Raw genomic sequence first — 25,243 nt, forward strand, 5'->3', positions numbered from 1 at the left:
ACCGCCGCAGGGGAGGTCGCCGAGTGGGCGGCGCGACCGGCGACGAATCGGCGCCGGATCTCGCCCGCGGCCCCGAGCTCGCCTCGAGCGAACGCGCGAGCGCGCTCGATGGCGTCGCGCGCGCGGTCGTCCGCCGGGGCCTCCGCCTCGAACAGCGGGAGCACGCGTTCGGCGCAGTCGGCGGCCCACGCCGCGACGATCCGGCGGTCTTGTTCGCTCAGCGACTGGGATGACGGCACCCCAGCACTCTGCCAGACAGCCCGCGCGGGCGGACTACGGGATCGGATGCTCGAGAAGGGCGCGTGCTTCGCGCTCGACCAGCACGGGGACGAAGTCGCGCACCTTCGCGCGCGCGAAGTGCGAGTGCGCGTCGGCGACGGCGCGCTCGATCTCGGAACGATCTCTCGAGGGGAACCGCCCTTCCAGCCGGTCCACGACGTCGGAGAGGGCTTGATCCTCATCCACGAGCTCACGGGTCATGTGCTCAGGGTGCACTTCGCCCTCCGCTCTCGTCAAGCAGGCGAGGACCGAGGTGCCGGCGATGCGGATCAGCCGTACGTGTCGGTCCACGACGCGATGTCCACGCCGTGGTTGTCGGGCGAGGCGAGCGACCACCAGGCCGGAGCGTGCGAGTCGTCGGCGAGTCGCCCGCCGGCCGCGAGGGCGGCCTCGACGCGGGCCCGGGCCTGGTCGGCCGGCACGAAGACGTCGACGTGCGTCCGCCCCCTCGACGGCGAGTCCCCGGTGATCGGGTTGAAGGCGAGTTGCGGTCCGCAGCGCATCGGATCCGCGGCATCCGTGTCGCCCACGTCCTCATAGCCGAGCGCCGCGGTGAAGAAGGGGCGCACGTCGGTCCCGGAATGCTGAGCGACGTAGATGCCGATCGACTGTGCGCGCGAGGGGTCGGGGGTCAGGCGCTGCTCGGCGGCGGCCACCGACACGGCGGCGGCGAAGTCCACGGCTGCGGCGGGGATGCCTTCGGGGCCTGCGTACGGGATGCGCACGACGACTCCCTCGGGACGCACGTCGATGTCCGGCCGGAGGCCGAATCGCTCGGCGGCCGCGACGATCGGGGCGACGAGCCCGGCGGCGTGAGACAGGGAGGTCGCAGTGAAGACGGCCTGCGGCCCCGTGCCGGTGACCCGCCAATCGTTCACGCCCGGCGCCCGATGGAAACCTGCCGCCGAGATCGCGTCCGATCCGTTCGCCGATTCATCCATCGAGGTCTCCTACACCGGTTCGGTCGTGCGGATCAGGCCGCAGTTCACGCACGACCAGGCGACCAGGAACCGCTCATCGTCGAGGATCTCGAAGCTCAGCACGTCGCCGCACGTGGGGCAGAGCCGCGGATCCGCGTCGTTCACCCTCATCCCGTCAGCTTAGGGAAGCTGATCGCACGCCGGGAGTCCCGCGCAGCGCGCAGCGTTGCGTGGAGAGGGCGCGGGGAGCATCCGCGCTCCGCCGCGAGTCGAGTACGGGCATGATGGGCGAGTGGATGCCTCGACCATTCGGTCCGAGCGGCTCCGGTCGCACCGCCTGAGCGCCCCCGCGGCGACGGTCGCCGACGCCGCGCGGCACATGCTCGCGACGCAGAGCCAGGAGTTCTGGGGCGGGCGCTGGGCGCTTGCGACGCGCGTGCGCGGCCGAACGACGGTGCGCGACGTGGACGCCGCCTACGGCCGCGGCGAGATCGTGCGCACCTGGACCATGCGCGGGACGATCCACACGATCCCCACCGCCGACATGGAGTGGGTGCTGTCGCTGACCGCAGAGCGCCAGCGCCGCCAGGCGGCGGCCGTGCACCGCAACGAGGGGATCGACGCCGACGAGGCCGACCGCGCCGAGCGCCTCGCCCGGGCAGCGCTCGGCGGAGGGAACCGCCTCATGCGCAAGGAGCTGTTCGAGGTGTGGGAGCAGGGAGGGGTGTCGACGTCCCGGCAACGGGGCTACCACCTGCTCGTCGCGCTGTCGCTGCGCGCAGTGCTGTGCCAGGGCCCGGTCGTGCCACGGGAGAAGGGACCGACCCGCGAGCAGTTCTTCGTGCTCGCCGACGAGTGGATCACGGATGCCATGACCCCGGCCGATCCGACGGCCGAGTTCTTCGTCCGCTACATCGCCTCGCACGGTCCCGCCGGCGCGCGGGACTTCGCGTGGTGGAGCGGGCTCCCGCTCGGGGTCTCGCGCGCGGCGGCGGAGGCGGCATCCGATCGCCTGCGTCTTGTCGCCGACGAACCCGAGCCGCAGTACGTGGTCGCCGGCGCAGCGCCGCGGCGCAGCGCCGCGGCCCCCGATGTGGTGGCACTGCCGCCGTTCGAGGAGTACTACCTGTCGTACGCGGACCGCACCGTGCCCTGCGCCCCGGAGTTCCTGAGTGCGATCGGCCCGAGCATGAACGGCATCGTCCGCCCGATCCTCGTCGCGCGCGGCGAGGCGGTCGGCGTGTGGACGCACTCGCTGGCCGTGGGCCGCCACGCGGAACCGCCGGTGCCCGAGCTGTTCACCCCGGGTGCTGCGACCGACGCGGAGATCGCCGCCGCGCTCGACCGCTACCGCGACTTCATCACGGCATAGCCCCGGGTCTCGCCGGGACGGCCCGCGCACACGCGCCGAGACAGGGGCTCAGGCGTGGCGGTCGAGGAAGTCGTACACCTCGTTGTCGTCGACGCCGGGGAAGGCGCCGCGGGGGAGCGGCGAGAACATCTGCATGTGCACGCGCGCGCTCGGCCAGGCCTTGCCTGCCCAGCGTTCCGAGACGCCGGAGGCGACACGGCGGCAGCACGACTCGTCGGGGCAGGTCGAGGTCGCGCGCTTCTGCGTCTCGCGTCCGCGGAACCACCGCGCGTCGTCGAAGGGCACGCCCACCGTGATCGAGAATTCGCCCTCCGCCGTGGTGCCGGTCTGCGTCGAGCACCAGTAGGTGCCGGCGGGGGTGTCGGTGTACTGGTAGTGCTCGGTGGTGCGGTTCTGCTCCGAGAAGGCGGCGCGCGCCGAGAACTTTCGGCACGCGATCTGGCCGTCCACGGCGCCGGTGACGTCCATGGGGAGAGGCAGGTCGTCGTTCTCGTAGACGCGGGAGATCGCCCCCGACCCGTCGACGCGCAGGAAGTGCAGTTTGATCCCCAGATGGTGCGTCGCGAGGTTGGTCAGGCGCATGCCCGCCGCCTCGTGCGTCACGCCGAACGCGTCGCGGAAGTCCTCGACGGCGAGGTTGCGATCCTTCTTCGCCTGCTGCAGGAACGACACCGACGCCGTCTCGGGCATCAGGCAGCACGCGGCGTAGTAGTTGATCTCGAGCCGCTGCTGCAGGAAGTCGGCGTAGTCGGTGGGCCGCTTGTGGCCGAGCAGGCGGTGCGCCATCGCCTGCAGCGCCATCGACCGGAGGCCATGGCCGCCGGGGATGGACGCCGGCGGCAGGTAGATGCGCCCGTGCTCGAGGTCGGTGACCGAGCGCGTCGAGTGGGGCAGGTCGTTCACGTAGATCAGCTCGAAGCCGAGCTTCTCGGCCATGATGCTGACGGTGCGGTGTGTGAGGGCGCCCGACACGTGCCCCGCCGACTTCAGCTGCTTCTCGGCGAGCTTCTCGATGTCGGGGAGATAGTTGTCGCGCTCGCGCATCATGAGGCGCAGTTCGGTGTTGGCGCGGCGCGCCTCCTCGGGCGTCGCGATGGCCTCGCGCTCACGACGCTGCAGCTCGCGGTGCAGGCCCAGGATCGACTCGATCGTGTCGTCGGACATGCCCTTGGTCACCTTGATCGGCGTGACGCCGAGCTGGCGGAAGACCGACCCCGACTGCGCGCGCTCGAGCTCGATCTCGAGCGCCGCGCGACGGTTGGGCGGCTCCGCTGAGAGGAGGTCGCCCACCTCGACGCCCGTCGTCGAGGCGATCGCCTGCAGCAGCGACAGCTTCGGCTCGCGCTTGCCGTTCTCGATGAGGCTGAGCTGGCTTCCGGCGACCCCGACCAGCGCGCCCAGCTCATCGAGCGTGTACCCGTGGGCGAGACGCTGATGACGGATGCGGTGGCCCAAGGTCGACAGTTCGAGTGACGTGGGGGGCATTCCTTGATGCTAGCGAAAGAATTGCAACTCTTGACACCAGATTTCGTGGGAAGAGCCGCCTGTTACGCCCGAAAGTAGAGGAAGAGCACGAATCTGCATCAACGAGGAGCGACACCATGGCCCTTGCCGACATCTTCCCCCGAACCGAAGGCTCCACCGCCGCCCGTCCCACTCTGACCCGGACGTATGGCGAACTGCCGGCCGTTCAGGGCGAGGGCATGGCCGGGTTGCGCGCGTGGGTCGACGAGATCGCCGCGCTCACGCAGCCGGCGCGGATCCACTGGGTCGACGGCTCGCGGGCCGAGAACGACATGCTCCTTCGGGAGATGGTCGACGAGGGCAAGCTCATCAAGCTCAACCCCGAGTGGCGCCCGGGCTCGTACCTCGCCCGCTCCCACCCGAGCGACGTGGCGCGCACCGAGGCGCGCACGTTCATCGCCTCGGAGCGCGAGGAGGACGCCGGCCCGACCAACAACTGGGCAGCGCCCGATGAGATCCGCGCCACCATCACCCCGCTGTTCGAGGGCTCGATGAAGGGCCGCACGATGTACGTCGTGCCCTTCTCGATGGGCCCGGTCGGCGGCCCGCTGTCGCACGTCGGCGTGCAGGTCACCGACAGCGCCTACGCCGTCACGTCGATCGGCATCATGACGCGCGTCGGCACCGACGTGCTGCGCGAGATCGCGGGCGGCGCCCACTGGGTCAAGACCGTGCATTCGGTCGGAGCCCCGCTGCAGCCGGGCCAGCAGGACGTCGCGTGGCCGTGCAACGACGAGAAGTACATCGTCCACTTCCCCGACACCCTCGAGGTCTGGTCGTTCGGCTCAGGCTACGGCGGCAACGCGATCCTGGCCAAGAAGTGCTTCGCGCTGCGCATCGCGTCGGTGATCGGCCGCGACGAGGGCTGGCTCGCCGAGCACATGCTCCTCATCCGCGTCATCGACCCGGCAGGTCGCGCCTACCACATCGCCGCCGCGTTCCCGTCGGCGTGCGGCAAGACGAACCTCGCCATGCTCCGCCCGACGATCCCGGGGTGGCGCGTCGAGACCCTCGGCGACGACATCGCGTGGCTGCGTCCCGGCGAGGACGGGCGCCTGTGGGCCATCAACCCCGAGGCCGGCTTCTTCGGCGTCGCGCCCGGCACCGGTCAGTCGACCAACGTCACCGCGGTCGAGACGCTGTGGGGCAACACGATCTTCACGAACGTCGCGCTGCGCCCCGACGGCGACGTGTGGTGGGAGGGCCTCACCGACGAGCCGCCGGCAGAGCTCACCGACTGGGAGGGCAACCCCTGGACGCCGGCATCCGGTCGTCCCGCCGCCCACCCGAACTCGCGCTTCACCGTCGCCGCGGCACAGTGCCCGCAGATCGCCGACGACTGGGACGCCCCGCAGGGCGTGCCGCTCGACGCGATCCTGTTCGGCGGCCGCCGCGCCACCAACGTGCCGCTCGTCGTCGAGGCGACGGACTGGACGCACGGCGTCTTCATGGGCTCCAACATCTCGTCGGAGAAGACGGCGGCCCAGGAGGGCACAGTCGGCGAGCTGCGCCGCGACCCGTTCGCGATGCTCCCGTTCTGCGGCTACAACATGGCCGACTACTTCGGGCACTGGCTCAAGGTCGGCCAGCAGCTGCGCTTCGACCGCGCACCGCGCGTGTTCCAGGTGAACTGGTTCCGCAAGGGTGCCGACGGACGCTTCCTGTGGCCGGGCTTCGGCGACAACTCGCGCGTCATCGACTGGATCATCCGCCGCATCGAGGGCGAGGTCGGCGCCGTCGAGAGCCCGATCGGCCGCCTGCCTCGCACCGAGGACCTCGACGTCGACGGCATCGACGTGCCGCAGGCCGACCTCGACGAGCTGTTCGCGGTCGACCCGCAGCTGTGGCTGCACGAGGCCGACCTCACCGAGGAGTTCTACCGCACCTTCGACGGCCGCGTCCCCGCTCCGCTGTGGGCCGAGCTCGCGGCGCTCCGGTACCGCCTGCAGCGCGCCTGACCCGGTTCCGACGCCTCGGCCCCGCCTGTGCGAGGGGCCGGGGCTTCGGTCTCGGCTGCGACCGGCGACCGTCGCACACAGACCGGCGCCCGGCCCTCTTCTTGGCAGAGGGGCCGGGCGCCTGTTCCTTCTCCGACTCGGGCTGTTCCGCAGTCGCTTCCGGCGGGTGCGCGGCCCCGCCGAGCGCACAACGCGACTGCGGAACAGGGGGACTCGGTCGGGCGGGGGCGAGGAGGATCAGACCAGCAGCTGGTGCTTCGCGAGGTCGCGATAGAGCGGCGTGGTCTGCACCAGCTCGGAATGCGTGCCCTGGCCGACGACGCGGCCGAGCTCCATGACGACGATGTGGTCGCTGTCGACGACGGTCGACAGGCGGTGCGCGATCACGACGAGCGTGCGGCCGGCCGCGACGGCGTCGATCGCCTCGCGCATGCGCTGCTCGTTGAGCCCGTCGAGCGACGACGTCGACTCGTCGAGGAGCAGGATCGGGGGAGCGGCCAGCAGCGCCCGCGCGATCGCGAGGCGCTGGCGCTCGCCGCCCGAGAGCATCACGCCCGACTCGCCCACGGGCGCGTCGATGCCGAGCGGATTGCGGTCGAGCACCTCGCCGAGGTTCACGGCGCGCAGCACGGCCTCGCACTCGGAATCGGATGCCTCGGGCGAGGCGAGTCGGAGGTTGTCGCCGATCGTCCCGGCCAGCGTCGGGGCGTCCTGCTCGACGTAGCCGAGCTGCGCCCGCAGCGCGTCGCGGTCGAGGCTGCGCACGTCCGTGCCGTCGAGGAGGATCGCACCGCCGGTCGGGTCGTAGAAGCGCTCGATCAGCGCGAGGGTCGTGCTCTTGCCGGCACCGGACGGGCCGACGAGGGCGACGCGCGCCCCGTGCGGGACCGAGAACGACACGCCCCGCAGCACCTCGCTGCCGGCGGAGACGGATGCCGCGGCATCCGCCAGTCCTTCGAGGCCGGTGTCGCCCGCCCCGTCGCCGAGCACGATGGTCGAGGTGTCGACGTGGGCGCTCTCGAGCACCGCCAGCGCCTCGGACTCGGCCTTGCGGCGCGCCTCGACGACGTTCTCGGGGTAGCGGAAGCGCACGTCCCGGAACTCGATCGCGGCGGGCTCGCCCGGCGCTGCGGCCGGTGCAGAGGCGCCGCCGGCCACCCGTGCGGCGACCTCGGCGTCGTGCTGCGACTCGGTCGGGAGGTCGAGCACCTCCTGGATGCGGCCCAGGGCGCCGAGCGCCTGGTTCACTGACGTGATCGCGCCGAAGAAGGATCCCAGCGGTGCGATGAGCATGAAGAGGAACATGATGAAGGTCACCAGGCTCGCGATCGACAGCGCACCGGTCGCGACGCGGAAGCCGCCGAGGCCGATGACCACCAGCAGCGACACCTGCAGCGCGATGTTCGCGATCGGCACCACGAGCGCCGACACCTTCGCGATGCGCACGCCGACGTTGTAGGCATCCGTCGCCTGCGAGGTGACGGCGTCGATCTCGCGCTCGGTCGCGCCGGACGCGCGGACCGTGCGGATCGAGCCGACCGCGCGCTCGACGCCGGAGGCGAGCGCGCCCACCTTCTCCTGCTGCTCGGTGGACGCGGTGCGGATGCGGCCGCTCAGCACCACCACGCCGAGCACCGAGACGCCGATCACGAGCACGATGATCGCGAGCAGCACCGGGTCGATGATCGCCATGGCGATGAGCGCGCCGGCGAACAGGAGCCCGTTGCCGATGGAGTCGGCCAGCCCCTGCGTGAGCGCGGCGTAGAGGAGCGTGGTGTCGCTGCCGACGCGCGAGACGATGTCGCCTGTGCGGCGTGCATCGAACTCGCTGATGGGCAGGTGCAGGATGCGGGCGATGAGGCGGCGTCGGCTCGAGTACACGACGGCGGTGCCCGTGCGCTGCAGCAGGTAGTGCTGCCAGCCCGAGATGAGCGACGCGAGCAGCACGAAGCCGACGAGCGCCCAGACGAGCATGCCGAGGTCGAGGTTCTCCTGCACGCGCGTGATGACCTGGCCGACCAACAGCGGCTGGATCAGCGAGGCCCCGGCGCTCAGGATGCTCAGCACCACCACGACGGCGAGCGTGCGCTTGTGCTCGAAGAGATAGGGGAGCAGCTGCGAGAACGTCGCGCGCGGCCCCTCTTCGACCTTGCCGCGCCGAGATCGCCCGCGCCGGGCGCGGGGGGACTCCGCGGGTGCGGGGGCGGGAGGGGCTTCGTCGAGATCGGCGGAGGGCATGGGTGTACCTCGTTCGTGAAGGGGGCTTACCTTCGACCGTACTTCTTGTGGACGGCCTGTCGGCTCACGCCGAGGGCGCCCGCGATCGCCTGCCACGAGAAGCCCAGGTTGCGCGCCTTGCGCACCTGCACCTCCTCGGCGCGCGCGAGCTCGCGGCGCACCTCGGCGAGGCGGTGCAGCTCCGCGATCGGCTCGCGACCGCCTGCCGCCCCGATCAGGGTGGTCAGTTCGTCGCCGCTCATCGGGCAGCCTCTCGTTCGGCAGACACGGATGCTGCGGGCCGCGGCATCCGTGTCAACCGTAGTTGACAGCCGGGAGCGTGTCAACTCATGTTGACGTGCCGGGTCGGCCGGCCCGGCAGTGGGCGGTGTCGGAGCGGGGCGTTAGGGTAGTCCGGTGCCTGCCCCCGTGATCACCGCTGACAACCTCGTCAAGGCCTACAAGGTCAAAGGCAAGCCCGACTTCCTCGCCGTCGACGGACTGTCGTTCGAGGTGGCGCCGGGCGAGTCGTTCGGTCTTCTGGGCCCGAACGGTGCGGGCAAGTCCACGACGATGAAGATGGTGGGCGCGGTGTCGACGCGCACCAGTGGAGAACTGTCGATCCTCGGGCTCGACCCCGACCGGTACGGCCCCGAGATCCGATCGCGCCTGGGGGTCGTGCCCCAGCAGGACAACCTCGACGGCGAGCTCAACGCTCGCGAGAACCTCTACATCTACGGCCGCTACTTCGGACTGCCGGGCAAGGTCTGCCACCAGAAGGCCGACGAGCTGCTCGCGTTCGCGCAGCTCGAAGACAAGGCGAAGAGCAAGGTCGAGCAGCTCTCGGGCGGCATGAAGCGGCGGCTCACGATCGCCCGCGGCCTCATCAACGACCCGCGCATCCTGCTGCTCGACGAGCCGACCACGGGTCTCGACCCGCAGGCGCGCCACGTGCTGTGGGATCGCCTGTTCCGCCTCAAGGAGCGCGGCACCACCCTCGTGCTGACGACCCACTACATGGACGAGGCCGAGCAGCTCTGCGATCGGCTGATCGTCGTCGACAAGGGGCGCATCATGGCCGAGGGCACTCCTGCCTCGCTCATCCGCGAGCACTCCAGTCGCGAGGTGCTCGAGGTGCGCTTCGGCTCCGACCGCAACGAGCAGGTCGCGCCGCAGCTCGAGGGCATCGGCGACCGCGTCGAGGTGCTGCCCGACCGCATCCTCGTTTACGCGAACGACGGCGAGGCGGCGCTCGAGACCGTGACGCACCGGGGGCTCACTCCGATCACGTCGCTCGTGCGCCGTTCGAGTCTCGAGGACGTCTTCCTCCGGCTCACCGGAAGGTCGCTGATCGAATGAGCCTTCCCTCCGAAGACGCCACGACCCGCGTGCAGCCCTCGCTCGACGAGCTGCGCGACGAGGCGATGCAGTGGGGCCGCAAGCCCCGCGCGTTCGGCACCTGGTACGTCACCGAGCACATGGTGCGCGCGATGCGCGCGTACGGATGGACCATCATCGTCGGCGCGCTCGGCCAGCCGATCCTCTACCTGCTGGGGCTCGCCGTCGGCCTCGCCGCGCTCATCGACGCCCCGATCACGCAGAACGGCGTCGAGGTCTCGTACCTCGTGTTCGTCGCACCGGCCCTGCTGATGACCGCCGCGATCTCCGTCGCGTCGGAGGAGTTCTCGTACCCCGTCATGGCCGGCTTCAAGTGGCGCCGCTACTTCTTCGGCTTCAGCGCGACCGGGCTCTCGCCAGGGCAGATCGCGGGCGGCGTCATCTCCGGCGCCTCGGCCCGCATCATCGTCGTGGTGATCGCGTACTACCTGTTCCTGTGGCTGTTCCAGGCGGTGCCGAACCCCGAGACCGGCTGGCTCACCATTCCGATCGGCCTGCTCGCGGGCCTCGCGTTCGGCATCCCGTACATGGCGTACGCCGCGTCGATCACCGACGACAAGGGTCAGGTCGCGCTCGTCCAGCGTTTCATCTTCATGCCGATGTTCCTGTTCTCGGGCACCTTCTACCCGCTGGCCACGCTGCCGCTCTGGCTGCAGTGGATCGGGTGGGTGTCGCCGCTGTGGCACGCGACCGAGCTCGGCCGCCTCGCCACCTACGGCCTGCCGATGGACCCGTTCGTGATCGTCGTGCACGTCGGCTACCTTCTCCTGCTGTCGATCGCCGGCTACGTGATCGGCCGCCGCATGTTCCAGAGGAGGCTCGGCGCATGAGCACCGCGGTCGGAACCGAGGCCGCCGCCGTCCGTGCGGGCGGCGTGCGCGCCCTGTGGGCGGGCAACCCGCAGTCGGTCGTGCAGCGCGGCCTCATCGCCGCGCGCTCGTCCAGCTGGGCGGTCGTCCTGTCGGGCTTCTTCGAGCCCGTGTTCTACCTCGCCTCGATGGGTATCGGCCTCGGCTCGCTCATCGGCGACGTGCAGACCTCCAGCGGCGTGGAGGTGCCCTACGCGGCCTTCATCGCGCCTGCCCTGCTCGCCGTGTCGGCGATGAACGGCGCGATCTACGACTCGACGTGGAACGTCTTCTTCAAGCTCAACTACGGCAAGCTCTACGAGGGCATGCTGGCGACCTCGCTCGGGCCGCTCGATGTCGCGCTGGGCGAGATCCTCTACGCGCTGCTGCGCGGCCTGCTGTACGCGACCGGCTTCATGATCATCATGCAGATCCTCGGGCTCAACCTGGCGTGGACCGCGATCCTGGCGCTGCCGGCGGTGCTGCTCATCGCCTTCGGGTTCGCGAGCCTCGGCATGGCTGTCACGAGCTACATGAAGACGTTCCAGCAGATGGACTGGATCAACTTCGTGCTGCTGCCGATGTTCCTGTTCTCGGCGACGCTGTACCCGATCACGATCTACCCCGAGTGGATCCAGCACATCATCATGGCGTTCCCGCTGTGGCACGGCGTCGAGCTCGTCCGCGGACTCACCACCGGCATCCTCACCCCCGAGATGTGGTGGCACGTGCTCTATTACGTCGTCATGATCGCCATCGGTCTGGTGTTCACGACGAAGCGTCTGCGCGCACTGTTCCTCGACTGACACGCAGCACCGCACGGATGCTGCAGCCCACGCGGGCTGCGGCATCCGCGTCTCCGCGTTCCCGCGAGGTCGGTTGCGTCTCGGAACCATTCTTGAACATGTTCAGAAACAGCGGTACTTTTCTGAACATGTCCAGTTCTGTTGGCGCCACCACCAAGAGCGAGCGCACGAGAGCGCTCATCCGCGACATCGCCCTGCGCTCGTTCCGGGAACGCGGGTACGACCAGACCACGATCCGGCTCATCGCGTCCGAGGCCGGCGTTTCGGTGGGCACGACGAACTACCACTTCGCGTCGAAGAACGACCTCGTGCAGGAGCTCTACCTCGACGTGCAGCAGCAGCACCGTGCGGCGGCGCTCCCGCTCCTCGAGGCGAGCGACGATCTCGTGGAGCGGCTCGGCATCGTCTTCCGCACGGGACTCGCGCAGCTCGAGCCCTACTACCGCTTCGCCCCGGAGTTCCTTTCGGCCGCGGTCTCGCCACGCTCGTCGATCAACCCGCTGTCGAGCGACTCCTCGCCATCACGAGAGATCGTGGTCGGGCTCTTCCGCGAGGCGATCGCCGGTGCCGCCGACAAGCTCCCCGCGGAGTTCGACGAGGATCTGCCGTCGGCGCTGATGCTCGGCCATCTGCTGCTCGCGCTGTTCTGGGTCTATGACACGTCGGACGGTCGGGAACGCACGAGCCGGCTGCTCGACCGCGGCCTGCGGCTCCTCAAGCTCTCGCTTCCCCTGGTGCGGCTGCGCGTGCTCCGCAAGCCGCTGCGCGAACTGCTCGACCTCATCGCCGAGGTGCAGGCCTGATGACACACGGCGAAGCCGCGGCGACGACATCCGGGGGATCCCCGGCCGCCGCGGAGGTGGGCCTCTGGAGTGAGCGGTGGTTCCGCGTCCTCACGCTGCTCAACGTGTTCATCGTCATCGCGTCGGCGTGCGTCTGGGCTGCTTCGCTGAGCGATGCGCTGCCCATGGCGGCGTCGTGGCTGATGTTCGCGCTGCCTGTCGTTCCCGCCACCGTCGCGATGCCGGCCGTTTCGGTGGTCATCGTCGGGTCGGCGGCGGCCCTGTCCGCGCTGAACATGTTCGGCGAAAGGCAGAAGGGCCGGCGCTTCCTCCGCGCCATGACGGTGTGGGGCACCATCGCCCTGGGCGCGCCGGTGGCGTTCGCGGCGGTGTGGATCTTCGTCTCGGCGATCGGCTCGCTGCGGTGACCGGGCGTGCGATCTACGTCAGCATCCGCATCGCTGCGCCCATGGAGCGGGTGTGGCAGCTCACCCAGGACCCGGCGTTGCACGCGCGCTGGGACGTGCGCTTCAGCCGCATCACTCCGGCCGCACCCCTCGCCGGCGGCGGTACGCGCTTCGTCTACGAACGCCGCCTGCCCGGGATGACGATCACGGGCACCGGCACGACGATCGGCGAACGCGAGCGTGCTGATGGAACGCGCGTGCCGTGCGCCGCTTCGACGCCACGATGATCCTCGGCGATGACGGGCGGATCGTCGACTACCTCGGCACCCATCAGCACCTCGCCGTCGACCTCCGGCTGACAGCGGAACCCGACGGCAGCCTCCTGCTGCGATCCGACCGGCAGCGCTTCTACGAGGGCCCGTTCGGCTTCCGGTTCCCCATGCTCTTCAGCGGCCGGGCCGAGCTGCGCGAGGGCTACGACGATCGCGCACAGGTCTTCCGCATCCGCCTCGAGGTGCGCAACCGGCTCTTCGGATTCCTGTTCGGGTACGAGGGCGAGTTCCGCTGCGAGTTTCCCCAGGCGACCGAGGCGCCCTCGCGCACGAAGCCCGTCCGGCACGAGCGACGCACCTGAGCGGAGTCGACGGACGCCGCGCCCGGTGCGCTTCGCGCGTTCGCGCGTTCGCGCGTTCGCGGACCGGGGTGTCGCCGGGTCGCAGCTCAGGCAGGCTGCGGCGCCCGATGCGGGCAGCGGGTGGCAGAGCGGGCTTCTGCCGGAGTTGTGGGCCGAGACGCGGATGCCTCGACCCGGCCGGGTCGAGGCATCCGTCGTCCGGAACAACCGGGGCTAGAGCGAGCCGCTGGCTCCGACGCCCAGGTCGGCGTCGTAGTCGACGTCCTTGGTCTCGGGCGAGAGGAGGAGTGCGATGAAGGTCAGCACGCCCATCGCCGAGAGGTACAGGCCGACGAGCCACGGGCTGCCGTCGGCTGCGGCCCACAGTGCCACCGCCACGATCGGGGCGAGCGCGGCGCCGAGGATCGACGACACGTTGTACGAGATGGCCGAGCCCGAGTAGCGGACGTTCGTCGGGAAGAGCTCCGGCAGGACGGCGCCCATCGGGCCGAACGTCGAGCCCATCAGCATGAATCCGAAGATGAGGAACGCCTGGGTCAGGGCTCCGGTGAACTTCGGGTCGAGCTGCGGCGACAGGAACAGGTTGAACGTGAGGCCGAACACGATGATGAGGCCCGTCACCCACAAGAGCAGGCGCCGGCGGCCGATCGTGTCGGCGATCGGGCCCGACAGCAGCGTGAAGATGCCGAAGAACACGACGCCGATGATCTGCATCAGCACGAAGTCGGTGTAGCCGAAGCCGAGGCCCGGATAGAACTGCGCGGCGAAGGCCGCCGGGTCGAACGCGGTGCCCGCGGCCTCGGCCGCCTTCTGTGCGGCCGCCGTCGCGACCTCGAGGTCGGCCGCCTTCGTGCCGTACGAGAGGGTGAAGTTCGTCATCAGATAGAACAGCACGTAGGTCGCCAGCATGATGAACGTGCCGAGGATCAGGTGCCACCAGTGGTGACGCAGGACCGTGCCGAGCGGGAACTTGCGGATCGCCCCCTTCTTCTCGGCCTTGACGAACGTGTCGGACTCGACGAGGCGCAGGCGCACCCACAGGCCGATGATCACCATGACGGCGGAGAACAGGAACGGAACGCGCCAGCCCCACGCGAGGAAGTCGGCCGAGCGCTGACCCGCGCCGTCGGGGTGGGGGAGCAGGAAGTTGATCGCGAGGAACACGGAGTTCGCGATGATGAAGCCGAGCGGGGCGCCGAGCTGCGGGAACGTGCCGTACCAGGCGCGCTTGCCCTTCGGGGCGTTCTCGGTCGCCACGAGCGCGGCGCCCGACCACTCGCCGCCGAGCGCGAAGCCCTGGAACAGGCGCAGGATCAGCAGCAGGATCGCAGCCCACACGCCGATCTCGTTGAACGTCGGCAGGCACCCGATGAGGAACGTCGCGATACCCATGGTGAGCAGAGACGCCACGAGCGTCGCCTTGCGGCCGAACCGGTCGCCGAAGTGCCCGAACACGATCGCGCCGAGGGGGCGCGCGATCATGGCGGCGCCGAAGACGCTGAACGACAGCAGCAGCGACGTGGTGTCGTTGCCGGTCGGGAAGAAGAGGATGGGGAAGACGAGGACGGCGGCGGTCGCGTAGACGTAGAAGTCGTAGAACTCGATCGTGGTGCCGACGAGGCTCGCGAGGATCACGCGGGAGCGGGGGTTTGCGGGTGCCGCGGAGGTCGCGGCGGTCGTACTGGGGGAGGACATATTCACCTGGGGCATGCGCGGAGCGAGGCATCCGGTTGGGATGCGGCGGTGGGCGGACGCCGGGCGCAGGGTGACGCGTCAGGCGGCACTGCACTGGATCACCGTGGGTGCGGGCGTTGTCGCCCGGCACAAAAGACCAGCCTACTCCCGGGATCGGGTCCAGGCCGCAGAGACGGAGAACGGATGCTGCGGCCCAGGGCCGCAGCATCCGTCTCGCGTGTCAGGAGGTCAGCGCCAGAGCACCGCGATCGCGGCGTTGGCGAAGGTGAGCGCACCGATCGACCAGAAGATGGCGCCGGGCACCGAGCCGGACTTGCGCTGACGGCCGGCGCCGATGCCCAGGAGCGCGCCGATGATGACGAGGATGACCAGCTTCACGCCGATCTTGGCGTAGTTGAGGTCGTACTCGATGCCCCACGGGGCGGCGAGGATGAGACCGGCGAGACCGGCGATCGCGAGGCCCCAGTGCATGAGGCGCGTGATCTGGTGCTTTCCGTTCACCGCTTCGACGACCCAGGCGCCGAAGAGGATGGCGAAGCCCACGAGGTGGACGAGCACGACGACGTGGCGGAGGATTTCCATGCCATCAGCCTAGCTGAAGGTTGCCGCCGTGACCCGTCCGATGCGTCCCCCGCCCCCGCCGATCAGGCGCGCAGGTCGCGGAGCACCACGGCGGTGCGGATGGCCGCGTCGGCCGCCTCGAAGCCCTTGTCTTCGACGGAGCCCTCGAGGCCGGCGCGCGCGATGCCCTGAGCCTCGTCGTCGAGCGTCAGCACGCCGAAGCCGACCGGCTTGCCGGTGTCGAGCGCGACGCGCGTGAGGCCGTCGGTCGCTGCGTTCGAGACGAACTCGAAGTGCGGCGTGCCGCCGCGGATGATGACGCCCAGCGCCACGACCGCGTCGGCTCCGGCCTCCAGAGCCGCCTTCGCCACGACGGGGAGCTCGAACGAGCCGGGCACGCGGACGAGCCGGTGCGAGGCGCCCGCGGCATCGGCGGCGCGCGCGGCGCCGGCGATGAGGCCGTCGGTGATCGTCTCGTGCCACGTGCCCGCGACGACGACCACGTCGAGTCCGCTGCCGTCGACCGGTGCCGTGGCCTCGGGTGCGCCCTTGCCGCTCATCGTTCTGCTCCTTCGTGCATGTGTGCGATGGCGTCCGCGAGGTCCGCCTCGTTGATGATGTGACCCATGCGATCGCGCTTGGTCTCCAGGTACTGGTGGTTGTTCGGGCCGACGCCGACCAGGAGCGGCACCTGCTCGACGATGTCGAGGCCGAGCTCGCGCAGCTGCTTCACCTTGTCGGTGTTGTTGGTCAGCAGGCGCACCTTCTCGATACCCAGGTCGGTGAGGATGCCCGCGGCCGCCGCGTAGTCGCGGGCGTCGGCCGGGAGGCCCAGCGCGAGGTTGGCGTCGACGGTGTCGAGGCCGCGCTCCTGCAGCGAGTAGGCGCGCAGCTTGTTGATCAGGCCGATGCCGCGACCCTCGTGGCCGCGCATGTAGATGACCACGCCGCCGTCCTGCTCGATGGCGTCGAGGGCGGCCTCGAGCTGCGGGCCGCACTCGCACTTGAGCGAGCCGAACGCCTCGCCCGTCAGGCACTCCGAGTGCACGCGCACGAGGGGCGCGTCCGAGAGCTCGCCCGAGACGACCGCGATGTGGTCGGTGCCGGTGACGCGGTCCTTGTACGCGAGGAAGCGGAACTCCCCGTGCCCGGTGGGCACGTGCGCCTCCGCGCGCAGGCTCACGCGGCGCTTGTGCGCATTGCGGATCGCGGGGTCGCACGGGACGTTCTCATCGAGGTAGGCGGCGAGCTGCTCGATCGTGATGACCGGGATGCCGTATTCGGCGCCGAGCTCCTGGAGCCCGGGCAGGCGCATCATGCTGCCGTCCTCGGCGACGACCTCGCCGATGACGCCGACCGGTGCGAGGTCGGCGAGCTTCATGAGCTCGACGGCGGCCTCGGTGTGGCCGGCGCGCTCGCGCACGCCGCCGTCGACGGCGCGCAGCGGCAGGATGTGGCCGGGGCGGATGACGCTGGTGGGCGTCGACTCGGGGTTCGCCAGCACGTTGAGCGTGTGGGCGCGGTCCGCGGCGCTGATGCCGGTCGAGACGCGGTCGGCGGCGTCCACGCTCACCGTGTACGCGGTCCCGCGGGCGTCCTCGTTGTTCTCGACCATCGGCGGCAGGTCGAGGCGGTCGGCCCAGTCGGCGGGCATCGGCGCGCACAGGAAGCCGCTCGTCCAGCGGACCGTCCACGCGACCCACTCGGGAGTGGCGAGCTGGGCCGACAGGATGACGTCGCCTTCGTTCTCGCGGTTCTCATCGTCCGCGACGATGACCGGCCGGCCGGCGCGCAGCGCCTCCAGGGCCTCGGGGATCGTGGCAAGGCTCATTTCGAGCCCCCTTCCGTGGAAAAAGCCAGCAGTCGCTGTACGTGGCGAGCCAGGATGTCGGTCTCGAGGTTGACGCGGTCGCCCGGCGCACGGGCGCCGAGGGTGGTCGCGGCGAGGGTCTCGGGGATGAGTGAGACCTCGAACCAGCCGTCGCCGGGGGCGGCGGCGCTGGCACCGCTCACGGTGAGCGAGACGCCGTCGACGGCGATCGAGCCCTTGTCGACGACGAGCGGGGCGAGCTCTGCGGGGACCGAGATGCGCAGCACCTGCCACTGTTCGCCGGGTCGCACCTCGAGCACCTCGCCGGTGCCGTCGATGTGGCCCTGCACGATGTGTCCGCCGAGCCGGCCGTGCGCGGCCATCGCCCGCTCGAGGTTGACGGCGCGTCCGGCGGAGACGCCCTCGAGGGTCGACATGTCGAGCGTCTGCTTCATGACGTCGGCGGTGAACCAGTCGGCACCCTGGTCGACGACCGTGAGGCACACGCCGCTGACCGAGATGGAGTCGCCGTGCGCGGCATCCGACACGGCCTTCGGCCCGCGCACCGTCACACGCACGCCGTCGCCCGACGGCTCGACCGCGGTGACCTCGCCGACCTCCTCGATGATTCCGGTGAACATCACTCGTCTCCTTCCGAAGCGGGGTGGACGACGAACAGCAGATCGTCGCCGAGTGGGATGACGGATGCCACGGCCAGGCGTCGCGCCTCGGCGATGGTGGACACCCCGATGTCCTGCACAGCGAGCCGGTCGCCGCCGAGCAGCAGCGGAGCGACGTAGACGAGCAGTTCGTCGGCGAGCCGCTCGCGCAGGAACGACGCCGCGACGGCGGGACCGCCCTCGACGAACACGCGCTGCACCCCGCGACTGCGCAGGTCTTCGAGCAGGGCGCGCAGCCCGCCCGAGGCATCGTCGCCGGGGTACTGCAGGAACGGGTGCGGGTGCCGGCGCACGGCCGCAGCCTCGGGCACGGCGCGCGCGCCCACGACGACCGGTATCGGCTGGTGGGGCAGCAGCGAGCCGTCCTCGGCGCGGGCGGTGAGCGCCGGATCGTCGGCGAGCACCGTGCCGGTGCCGGCGACGATCGCGTCGGCTTCGGCGCGGCGGCGGTGGACGTCGGCGCGGGCCTGCCGCCCGGTGATCCACTGGCTGGTGCCGTCCGAGGCCGCCGCCCGGCCGTCGAGGCTCTGGGCCCACTTCACGGTGACGTGCGGCCGGCGCAGACGCTGCACCGTCAGCCACGAGTCGAGGAGCGCGGTCGCCTCGTCGGCGAGCAGGCCGGCCTCGACCTCGACGCCTGCTGCGCGCAGCCGCGTGGCCCCGCCGGAGGAGTGGTCGCCGGGATCGGCGATCGCGTAGACGACCCGTGTGACGCCCGCGGCGATGAGGGCCTCGGAGCACGGTCCGGTCCGACCGGTGTGGTTGCAGGGCTCGAGGGTCACGATTGCGGTCGCGCCGCGCGCGGCGCCGGGCGCGAGCGTCGACAGCGCGTCCACCTCGGCGTGCGGGGTGCCCGCACCGCGGTGCCAGCCCTCGGCGAGCACCTCGCCGTCCGGCGACAGCAGCAGCGCGCCGACCTGAGGGTTCACACCACGCGGACCGCGCCGGGCGATCGTCAGCGCCCGACGCATCGCGTCGTGTTCCGCTGTGCTCGCCATCCGGCCCCTCGTCTCGTCGTTCTCGACGCCCCGGGGCATGGGAAGCGGAGGCGCGCATGGCGACGCCTCTGTGCTGCCTCCCATCCGGACTAGCGACCTGCTTCCCTCAGGAAACCTGTCGCATCACCGTCGGTTCCGGAATTCCACCGGATCGGCCGCGGCGGCATCCGAATCGGATGCTGAAGCCTTGGCTCGCGGACTGTCACCGCCGGTTCGGATTCTCACCGACCCCGGAGCACGTTGATGCTCTCGAGTGTAGTCAACGCGGCATCCGCCCATTCATTCCATGTCTTCGAATGAAGTCCCGCCCACCCGATCTCTGCGTCCCGGCCTCACTCCAGGAGCGCCCGCGCGGTGGCCTCATCGACGATGAGATCCGTCGCGATGCGCGCGGCGAGAGCCCCTCGGAGGCTGGCGAGCTTCGACACCCCTGACACGATGCAGAGGCGCCGTGGGATGCCGCGCAAGAGGTCGAGGCTGGGGCCGGTGGCACGATCGTTGAGAGCGATCGCGTCGCTCGACCCGTCCGCGCGGTAGAAGACCGTGGCCACGTCGCCGACGACGCCTTCGTCGGCGAGCTGATCGAGTTCACCCGGCTCGAGGTAGCCGCCGCTGTAGACATGGCTCGGTACGCGGGATCCCGCGGAGCCGGTGCTGAACACCACGAGGTCCATCGCGGGGAGCATGTCGAGGATGCGCCGCGTGCTGCGCTCGCGCCACATCGCGTCCTTCGTGGCGGGGTCGTCGAAGAAGGCCGGCACGGGGAACTGCTGCGCGCTCCCGTCGTAGGCGGCGGCGAACCGGCTGAGGATCTCGCTGGCGTAGAGGAGACCCGTCGAGTGGGTGTTGCCGGAGCCGTTCAGCTGCACGAATGTCGCCCCGTGCACCGACTTGGGAACGAGGTGGCGGCTCACCGCCGCGGTCGTCGATCCCCAGGCGACGCCCACGATCATGTCGTCCTGCACGAGGTCCAGGAGCGCGTGCGCGGCGGCGATCGCGACGCGCTGCAGCCGGTCGACCTCCGTGGTGTCGTCGGGCACGGGAACGACCTGGGCGAGGATGCCGAAACGCTCGGCCAATCGCTCTTCGAGCCGCTGCGGCGCGGCGAACGGCGACCGGATGCGGATGTCGACGATGCCGGTCGCCCGCGCGTGCGTGAGCAGCCGTGACACCGTCGAACGCGACGTGCCGAGCTCCTGGGCGATCGCATCCATGGTGCGGTCCTGCACGTAGTAGAGGTGCGCGGCCGTGAGCGCGCGCTGCATCGTGCGGGCGTCGCCGATCCTGTCCATCCATCCATCGTGCACGTATGTGCATATCGCCTGCAAGGACATCCAGCGGTGTCATGATGGGACGACAGCACGACGATGGGGGATGCGATGGCGGCGCGGGCAGCGGAACGAGGATGGGCGGCTCTCGCGGAGCGGCCCTACGCGGACGTGCTGATCATCGGCGGCGGCATCAACGGCCTGGCGACGTTCCGCGACCTCGCGATGCAGGGCGTGGACGTCGCGCTCGTCGAGCGCGACGACTTCATCAGCGGCGCGTCGGCGGCGTCGTCGCACATGATCCACGGCGGCATCCGCTACCTCGAGAACGGCGAGTTCCGGCTCGTCCACGAGGCCGTGACCGAGCGCAACGCGCTGCTGCGCACCGCCCCGCACTACGTCAGGCCGCTGCAGACCACCATCCCGATCTTCTCGACGTTCTCGGGAGTGCTGTCGGCGCCGCTGAAGTTCCTGCGCCACGGCGGCGGGAAGCACCATGAGCGCGGGGCCGCGCTCATCAAGATCGGGCTCGTCATCTACGACTCCTTCTCACGCGGCGGCGGCGTGTTCGGCAAGGGCACCGTCCCACGGCACACCTTCCGCGGACGCAAGCGCTCGCTCGCGCAGCTGCCTCAGCTGAACCCCGACGTGAAGTACACCGCGACCTACTGGGACGCGTCCCTCCACGACCCCGAGCGCCTCGCCATCGACGTGCTGCGCGACGGTCGCGCGGCGGGCGGCGATCGGGCACGGGCCGCCAACTACACCGCGGCCGTCGGGGTCGACGACGGGCGGGTCGTGCTGCGCGACACCCTGACCGGCGAGGAGACGCGATTCTCGGCATCCGTCGTCGTGAACGCCAGTGGCCCGTGGACGGACCTCACCAACCTCGCCCTCGGTGATCCGACCCGGTACATGGGCGGCACCAAGGGCTCGCATGTCGTGCTCGATCACCCCGAGCTGCTCGCGGCGACCGGCGGACGGGAGCTGTTCTTCGAGAACGAGGACGGCCGGATCGTCCTCATCTACCCGCTGAAGGGACGCGTTCTCGTCGGCACCACCGACCTCGATCACGACATGGGCGATCCGGTCGTGTGCACCGAGGCGGAGGTCGACTACTTCATCGAGCTGATCGGGCAGGTGCTCCCGACGATCGAGGTCGAACGCTCGCAGATCGTCTACCGTTTCGCCGGCGTGCGGCCGCTCCCCGGCCACGACGACGTCTCGCCCGGGTTCGTCTCGCGGGACTACCGCGTCGAGTCCGCACCGCTGGTCGGTGGGGATGCCACGGTCCTCAGCCTCATCGGCGGCAAATGGACCACCTTCCGTGCGTCGGCCGAGCACCTCGCCGACCGCGCTCTCGAGCTGCTGTCCCGGCCGCGCCGCAGCTCGACCCGGGGAGTGCCGATCGGCGGCGGCCGCGGGTACCCCATGACGGAGCGCGCGCGCCGGCAGTGGATCTCGGCCCATGACGCCGCGGTGCCGGCCGCCCGTGTGGCGACGCTGCTCGACCGCTACGGCACGGTCGCCGCAGCCGTGGTGGACGCGATCGCCGCGGATGCCGACGACGTCCTGCTCGAGCACCTGCCCGGATACAGCTCGGGCGAGCTGAGGCACCTCGCCGCGACGGAGGACGTCACGCATCTCGACGACCTGCTGCTGCGGCGCACCAGCATCGCGTTCGTCGGCGAGGCGTCGGCGGAGGCGGTCGCGGAAGCAGCCGACGCGGTCGCGCCCGTGCTCGACTGGGACACCGCACGCACCGCGCTCGAGGTGGGACGGGCGCTCGAGCGGATCCACGCCGCGGATCCGTCCTGGCTCCCCGCCGACGCGCGATAGCCTGACCGCACGCGCGCGCGCCGCGCGGCCGACCCGCGCGGGCGATGTCGCCCGCCGAGCAAGGAGACGAACGGTGCCCGAGCACGTGCTGTCCATCGACCAGGGCACGACATCGACGCGCGCCATCGTGTTCGACGCAGCCGGTTCCGTGGTCGCCTCGTCGCAGCGCGAGCACGAGCAGATCTTCCCCCGGGCCGGTCGCGTCGAGCACGACCCGGTCGAGATCTGGACCAACACCGAGTGGGTCATCGCGTCGTGTCTGTCGCGCGCCCGGCTCGCAGCATCCGAGGTCGCCGCGATCGGCGTGACGAACCAGCGCGAGACGGCGATCGTGTGGGAGAAGCGCACCGGGCGGCCGGTGCACAACGCGCTCGTGTGGCAGGACACCCGCACCCAGCCCCGGATCGACGAGCTCGCCGCCGAGGGCGGCGCCGATCGGTTCGCCGAGGCGACAGGGCTGCCGCTCGCCACGTACTTCTCGGCGTCGAAGGTCGCGTGGATCCTCGACAACGTCGACGGAGCGCGAGCGGCCGCCGAAGCGGGAGAGCTGCTGTTCGGCACGCCCGACACCTGGGTGGTGTGGAACCTCACGGGCGGCGCACGCGGCGGCATCCACGTCACAGACGTCACCAACGCGTCGCGCACGCTGCTCATGGACCTGCGGACGCTCGACTGGTCGGACGACCTGCTCGCCGTGTGGGGCATCCCGCGCGCGATGATGCCTGAGATCCGCTCGTCATCCGAAGTGGTCGGACACTCCTCGCTGCCCTCGGTGCTCGACGGCGTGCCGATCGCCGGGATCCTCGGCGACCAGCAGGCGGCGACTTTCGGGCAGGCGGCCTTCGACGCGGGGGAGTCGAAGAACACCTACGGCACCGGCAACTTCCTGCTCGTCAACACCGGCACCGAGATCGTGCGATCCGGCAGCGGCCTCATCACCACGGTCGGCTACCGGATCGGCGACGAGCCCGCCCGCTACGCGCTCGAGGGCTCCATCGCGGTGACCGGCTCGCTCGTGCAGTGGCTCCGCGACAACCTGGGCATCATCCAGCGTTCCGAGGACGTCGAGACCCTCGCCGCCAGCGTCGACGACAACGGCGGCGCCTACTTCGTGCCGGCGTTCTCCGGGCTCTTCGCGCCGTACTGGCGCCCCGACGCGCGCGGCGCGCTCGTCGGCCTCACGCGCTACGTCAACAAGGCGCACATCGCCCGCGCGGCCCTCGAGTCGACGGCGTTCCAGACGCGTGACGTGATCGAGGCCGTCGTCGCCGATACCGGCCGCACGCTCGACGAGCTGCGCGTGGACGGCGGCATGACCCGCGACGACCTCCTCATGCAGTTCCAGGCCGACATCCTCGGCATCCCGGTCGTCCGCCCCGACGTCGTCGAGACGACCGCGCTCGGCGCCGCGTACGCCGCGGGTCTCGCGACCGGCGTGTGGAGCGACCTCGATGAGCTCCGATCGCACTGGCGGGAGGACGTCCGCTTCGAGCCGCGGATGCCCGAGGAAGAGCGCGAGCGTCGCTATCGCCAGTGGCGCAAGGCCGTGTCGAAGTCCCTCGACTGGGTCGACGACGACGCTCGTGTGCTCATGGGCACGACCGGCGACTGACGCCTCATTTCAGCAGGCGCGAGAGGCGGCGGTCGGCGAGGATCTTGCCGCCGGTCTGGCAGGTGGGGCAGTACTCGAGCGAGTTGTCGGCGAAGAAGACACTCCGCACCTCGTCGCCGCAGACAGGGCATTTCTCTCCGCGCCGCCCGTGGACCTGCATGCCCCGGCGTTTCGCGTCCTTGAGCTCGGCCGGTGGCTTTCCGGATGCCTCGGCGACAGCATCCGTCAGCGTCTCGGTCATCGCGTCGAACAGGCGCGTGATGTCGTCGTCGGACAGGGAGGACGCCAGTGCGTACGGCGACGTCTTCGCCGCGTGCAGGATCTCGTCGGAGTAGGCATTGCCCACGCCCGCGACGATCATCTGGTCGCGCAGCACCCCCTTGATCTGCGTGCGACGGCCGGCGAGCAGCTCGGCGAGCGTGTCGCGGGTGAAGGAGGCGTCCAGAGGGTCGGGGCCGAGCCGTGCGACGCCGGGGACGTCCGACCGCTCGCGCACGACATAGACCGCGAGGGACTTCTTCGTGCCCGCCTCGGTGAGATCGAACCCGGCGCCGTCCGAGAGCGCGACGCGCAGCGCGATCGGGGTCTTGCCCGGGCGGATGATCGTCTTCGGCAGCTCGTCGTACCAGCGCAGCCACCCGGCCTTGGCGAGGTGGAACACGAGGTGCGGGCCGGTCGTGGCGAGGTCGATGAACTTGCCGTGGCGCGAGGCGCCCGTGATCTCCTGCCCATGGAGCGCATCGATCGGCGGGTCGTACGTCTTCAGCGCCGCGATGTTCGCGACGCTCGCCCGCGTGATCTGCACGCCGGTGAGCCGCTCGCGGAGGAAGTCGACGAGTCCCTGCACCTCGGGCATCTCGGGCATGCGCCCATCCTGCCATGCCGCGGCGACACGCGGGCCGGCCGTCAGCGGTCGGGGGAACTCGGCCCCGCGACTCGGTCGGGCTGGTCGTCAGTCCTCGAGGACGGGCCAGGGCTGAGGCATCCGTTCGTCCGTCTTCAGGAGTCCCGCGATCCAGCCGTCGTCGCGATGCTTCGCGCCCACGAGCGCCTGACGCAGAGTGCCCTCGAAGCGGAAGCCCAGCGCGCGGGCGACACGCGCCGACGGCTCGTTGCCGACCACGGCGCGCCATTCGATGCGGGTGAGGCCTGCGCCGTCGGACGAGAAGGCCCAGTCGATCACCGCGTTCGCCGCTTCGCGGAGGCGCCCGCCGCCGCGCTGATCCGGGGCGATCCAGTACCCGATCTCGCCGTTGCCCTGCCCGTCGAGGCGGTAGAACCCGATGGTTCCGACGAGCGTCGCACCGTCGCGGATCACCCAGGTGCGGTGCAGCTCGCCGGCCCACTGCTCTTTGACCGCGTCGATGAACTTCTCGGCATCCTCGCGCGCGTACGGCGAGGGAACCCGCGTGTACCGCTGGATGTCGGGGTCCTGGCACGCCGCGTAGATCCCGTCCACGTCGTCGACACGGGGTGCAGACAGCTCCAGGCGCGCGGTGCGCAGGGTCACGGGCTCCATCCGGACAGCCTAAGTGCCGGACAAGCCCCTCCGTTCGCAACTCAGGACGGGCGTGATCTCTGCGCGCGGGGTCAGCGCGATTCCGGGTGATGGACGTTGGCCGTGGAGCGATGATC

General features: G+C 70.6%; 27 protein-coding genes and 1 riboswitch. Of the genes, 11 read left to right on the plus strand and 16 right to left on the minus strand.

Annotation, left to right across the window (positions count from 1 at the left end; all coding sequences use genetic code 11):
• The 4 genes from AC3A46_RS07720 to AC3A46_RS07735 form a co-directional block, all read right to left on the minus strand.
• The coding region (locus AC3A46_RS07720; protein WP_487664621.1) for a putative immunity protein at positions 1-239 on the minus strand (239 nt) is incomplete at its 3' end.
• Positions 240-273: 34 nt separating this feature from the next.
• Entirely contained in the window at positions 274-480 is a 207-nt protein-coding gene (locus AC3A46_RS07725; protein ID WP_487664622.1) for a three-helix bundle dimerization domain-containing protein, read from the minus strand.
• A gap of 68 nt (positions 481-548) precedes the next feature.
• Positions 549-1,220, minus strand: coding sequence for a VOC family protein (locus tag AC3A46_RS07730; protein WP_487664623.1), 672 nt, complete (start codon positions 1,218-1,220; stop codon positions 549-551).
• Positions 1,221-1,229: 9 nt separating this feature from the next.
• A complete protein-coding gene (locus tag AC3A46_RS07735) occupies positions 1,230-1,370 on the minus strand; it encodes a hypothetical protein (protein ID WP_487664624.1) in 141 nt (46 codons plus the stop codon).
• 121 nt (positions 1,371-1,491) lie between these two features.
• Between AC3A46_RS07735 and AC3A46_RS07740 the strand changes: the two genes are divergently transcribed.
• On the plus strand, positions 1,492-2,571 hold the full coding sequence (locus AC3A46_RS07740) for a winged helix DNA-binding domain-containing protein (RefSeq protein ID WP_487664625.1): 1,080 nt from the start codon (positions 1,492-1,494) through the stop codon (positions 2,569-2,571).
• Positions 2,572-2,619: 48 nt separating this feature from the next.
• On the opposite strand, the gene AC3A46_RS07745 is transcribed toward AC3A46_RS07740, so the two are convergent.
• Entirely contained in the window at positions 2,620-4,056 is a 1,437-nt protein-coding gene (locus tag AC3A46_RS07745) for a helix-turn-helix domain-containing protein (RefSeq protein ID WP_487664626.1), read from the minus strand.
• A 116-nt stretch (positions 4,057-4,172) separates the two neighbouring features.
• Here AC3A46_RS07745 and AC3A46_RS07750 point away from each other — a divergent pair, with 116 nt between their 5' ends.
• Entirely contained in the window at positions 4,173-6,053 is a 1,881-nt protein-coding gene (locus AC3A46_RS07750) for a phosphoenolpyruvate carboxykinase (GTP) (protein WP_487664627.1), read from the plus strand.
• Positions 6,054-6,290: 237 nt separating this feature from the next.
• Here the strand turns inward: AC3A46_RS07750 and AC3A46_RS07755 are convergent, their stop codons facing one another.
• Complete coding sequence (locus AC3A46_RS07755) at positions 6,291-8,291, minus strand: ABC transporter ATP-binding protein (protein WP_487664628.1); 2,001 nt, start codon at positions 8,289-8,291, stop codon at positions 6,291-6,293.
• A 26-nt stretch (positions 8,292-8,317) separates the two neighbouring features.
• On the minus strand, positions 8,318-8,533 hold the full coding sequence (locus tag AC3A46_RS07760; protein WP_045300911.1) for a transcriptional regulator: 216 nt from the start codon (positions 8,531-8,533) through the stop codon (positions 8,318-8,320).
• A gap of 154 nt (positions 8,534-8,687) precedes the next feature.
• Here AC3A46_RS07760 and AC3A46_RS07765 point away from each other — a divergent pair, with 154 nt between their 5' ends.
• The 7 genes from AC3A46_RS07765 to AC3A46_RS07795 all read left to right on the plus strand — a co-directional run bounded on the left by AC3A46_RS07765 (position 8,688) and on the right by AC3A46_RS07795 (position 13,145).
• Positions 8,688-9,629, plus strand: coding sequence for an ABC transporter ATP-binding protein (locus tag AC3A46_RS07765; protein WP_487664629.1), 942 nt, complete (start codon positions 8,688-8,690; stop codon positions 9,627-9,629).
• Complete coding sequence (locus tag AC3A46_RS07770; RefSeq protein WP_487664630.1) at positions 9,626-10,498, plus strand: ABC transporter permease; 873 nt, start codon at positions 9,626-9,628, stop codon at positions 10,496-10,498. Before AC3A46_RS07765 ends, AC3A46_RS07770 begins: the two co-directional genes overlap by 4 nt.
• Entirely contained in the window at positions 10,495-11,322 is an 828-nt protein-coding gene (locus AC3A46_RS07775; RefSeq protein ID WP_487664631.1) for an ABC transporter permease, read from the plus strand. The genes AC3A46_RS07770 and AC3A46_RS07775 overlap by 4 nt, the downstream gene beginning before the upstream one ends.
• A gap of 128 nt (positions 11,323-11,450) precedes the next feature.
• Positions 11,451-12,125: a TetR/AcrR family transcriptional regulator gene (locus AC3A46_RS07780; protein WP_487664632.1), complete on the plus strand. Its 675-nt coding sequence runs from the start codon at positions 11,451-11,453 to the stop codon at positions 12,123-12,125.
• Positions 12,125-12,532: a hypothetical protein gene (locus AC3A46_RS07785; RefSeq protein WP_487664633.1), complete on the plus strand. Its 408-nt coding sequence runs from the start codon at positions 12,125-12,127 to the stop codon at positions 12,530-12,532. Before AC3A46_RS07780 ends, AC3A46_RS07785 begins: the two co-directional genes overlap by 1 nt.
• Positions 12,529-12,798, plus strand: coding sequence for an SRPBCC family protein (locus AC3A46_RS07790; RefSeq protein WP_487664634.1), 270 nt, complete (start codon positions 12,529-12,531; stop codon positions 12,796-12,798). The genes AC3A46_RS07785 and AC3A46_RS07790 overlap by 4 nt, the downstream gene beginning before the upstream one ends.
• Entirely contained in the window at positions 12,774-13,145 is a 372-nt protein-coding gene (locus AC3A46_RS07795; protein ID WP_487664635.1) for a DUF4166 domain-containing protein, read from the plus strand. Before AC3A46_RS07790 ends, AC3A46_RS07795 begins: the two co-directional genes overlap by 25 nt.
• A gap of 213 nt (positions 13,146-13,358) precedes the next feature.
• Here AC3A46_RS07795 and AC3A46_RS07800 read toward each other — a convergent pair whose 3' ends face one another.
• The 7 genes from AC3A46_RS07800 to AC3A46_RS07830 form a co-directional block, all read right to left on the minus strand.
• A complete protein-coding gene (locus AC3A46_RS07800; protein ID WP_487664636.1) occupies positions 13,359-14,840 on the minus strand; it encodes an MFS transporter in 1,482 nt (493 codons plus the stop codon).
• Between the two features lie 228 nt (positions 14,841-15,068).
• Positions 15,069-15,422, minus strand: coding sequence for a Fe-S protein (locus AC3A46_RS07805; protein ID WP_487664637.1), 354 nt, complete (start codon positions 15,420-15,422; stop codon positions 15,069-15,071).
• A 62-nt stretch (positions 15,423-15,484) separates the two neighbouring features.
• Positions 15,485-15,961, minus strand: coding sequence for a 6,7-dimethyl-8-ribityllumazine synthase (ribH, locus tag AC3A46_RS07810; RefSeq protein WP_310289212.1), 477 nt, complete (start codon positions 15,959-15,961; stop codon positions 15,485-15,487).
• The gene (gene ribA, locus AC3A46_RS07815; protein ID WP_487664638.1) at positions 15,958-17,232 is read right to left on the minus strand and encodes a GTP cyclohydrolase II; all 1,275 of its coding nucleotides are present in this window, start codon (positions 17,230-17,232) and stop codon (positions 15,958-15,960) included. The genes ribH and ribA overlap by 4 nt, the downstream gene beginning before the upstream one ends.
• The gene (locus AC3A46_RS07820) at positions 17,229-17,852 is read right to left on the minus strand and encodes a riboflavin synthase (protein ID WP_487664639.1); all 624 of its coding nucleotides are present in this window, start codon (positions 17,850-17,852) and stop codon (positions 17,229-17,231) included. The genes ribA and AC3A46_RS07820 overlap by 4 nt, the downstream gene beginning before the upstream one ends.
• On the minus strand, positions 17,852-18,889 hold the full coding sequence (ribD, locus tag AC3A46_RS07825; RefSeq protein WP_487664640.1) for a bifunctional diaminohydroxyphosphoribosylaminopyrimidine deaminase/5-amino-6-(5-phosphoribosylamino)uracil reductase RibD: 1,038 nt from the start codon (positions 18,887-18,889) through the stop codon (positions 17,852-17,854). The genes AC3A46_RS07820 and ribD overlap by 1 nt, the downstream gene beginning before the upstream one ends.
• Positions 18,890-18,957: 68 nt before the next feature.
• A riboswitch (FMN riboswitch) is annotated at positions 18,958-19,130 on the minus strand.
• A 91-nt stretch (positions 19,131-19,221) separates the two neighbouring features.
• Complete coding sequence (locus AC3A46_RS07830; protein ID WP_487664641.1) at positions 19,222-20,181, minus strand: sugar-binding transcriptional regulator; 960 nt, start codon at positions 20,179-20,181, stop codon at positions 19,222-19,224.
• An 87-nt stretch (positions 20,182-20,268) separates the two neighbouring features.
• On the opposite strand from AC3A46_RS07830, the gene AC3A46_RS07835 reads away from it, so the two are divergent.
• Both AC3A46_RS07835 and glpK read left to right on the plus strand, forming a co-directional pair.
• The gene (locus AC3A46_RS07835) at positions 20,269-21,996 is read left to right on the plus strand and encodes a glycerol-3-phosphate dehydrogenase/oxidase (protein ID WP_487664642.1); all 1,728 of its coding nucleotides are present in this window, start codon (positions 20,269-20,271) and stop codon (positions 21,994-21,996) included.
• Positions 21,997-22,069: 73 nt separating this feature from the next.
• Positions 22,070-23,608, plus strand: coding sequence for a glycerol kinase GlpK (gene glpK, locus AC3A46_RS07840; protein WP_487664643.1), 1,539 nt, complete (start codon positions 22,070-22,072; stop codon positions 23,606-23,608).
• Positions 23,609-23,612: 4 nt separating this feature from the next.
• Here the strand turns inward: glpK and AC3A46_RS07845 are convergent, their stop codons facing one another.
• Both AC3A46_RS07845 and AC3A46_RS07850 read right to left on the minus strand, forming a co-directional pair.
• Positions 23,613-24,473, minus strand: a complete 861-nt coding sequence (locus AC3A46_RS07845; protein ID WP_487664644.1) for an Fpg/Nei family DNA glycosylase — start codon at positions 24,471-24,473, stop codon at positions 23,613-23,615.
• 87 nt (positions 24,474-24,560) lie between these two features.
• On the minus strand, positions 24,561-25,127 hold the full coding sequence (locus AC3A46_RS07850) for a GNAT family N-acetyltransferase (RefSeq protein ID WP_487664645.1): 567 nt from the start codon (positions 25,125-25,127) through the stop codon (positions 24,561-24,563).
• Between the last annotated feature and the right edge of the window lie 116 nt (positions 25,128-25,243).

It is taken from the genome of Microbacterium sp. Soil_C_42 (assembly GCF_057656735.1).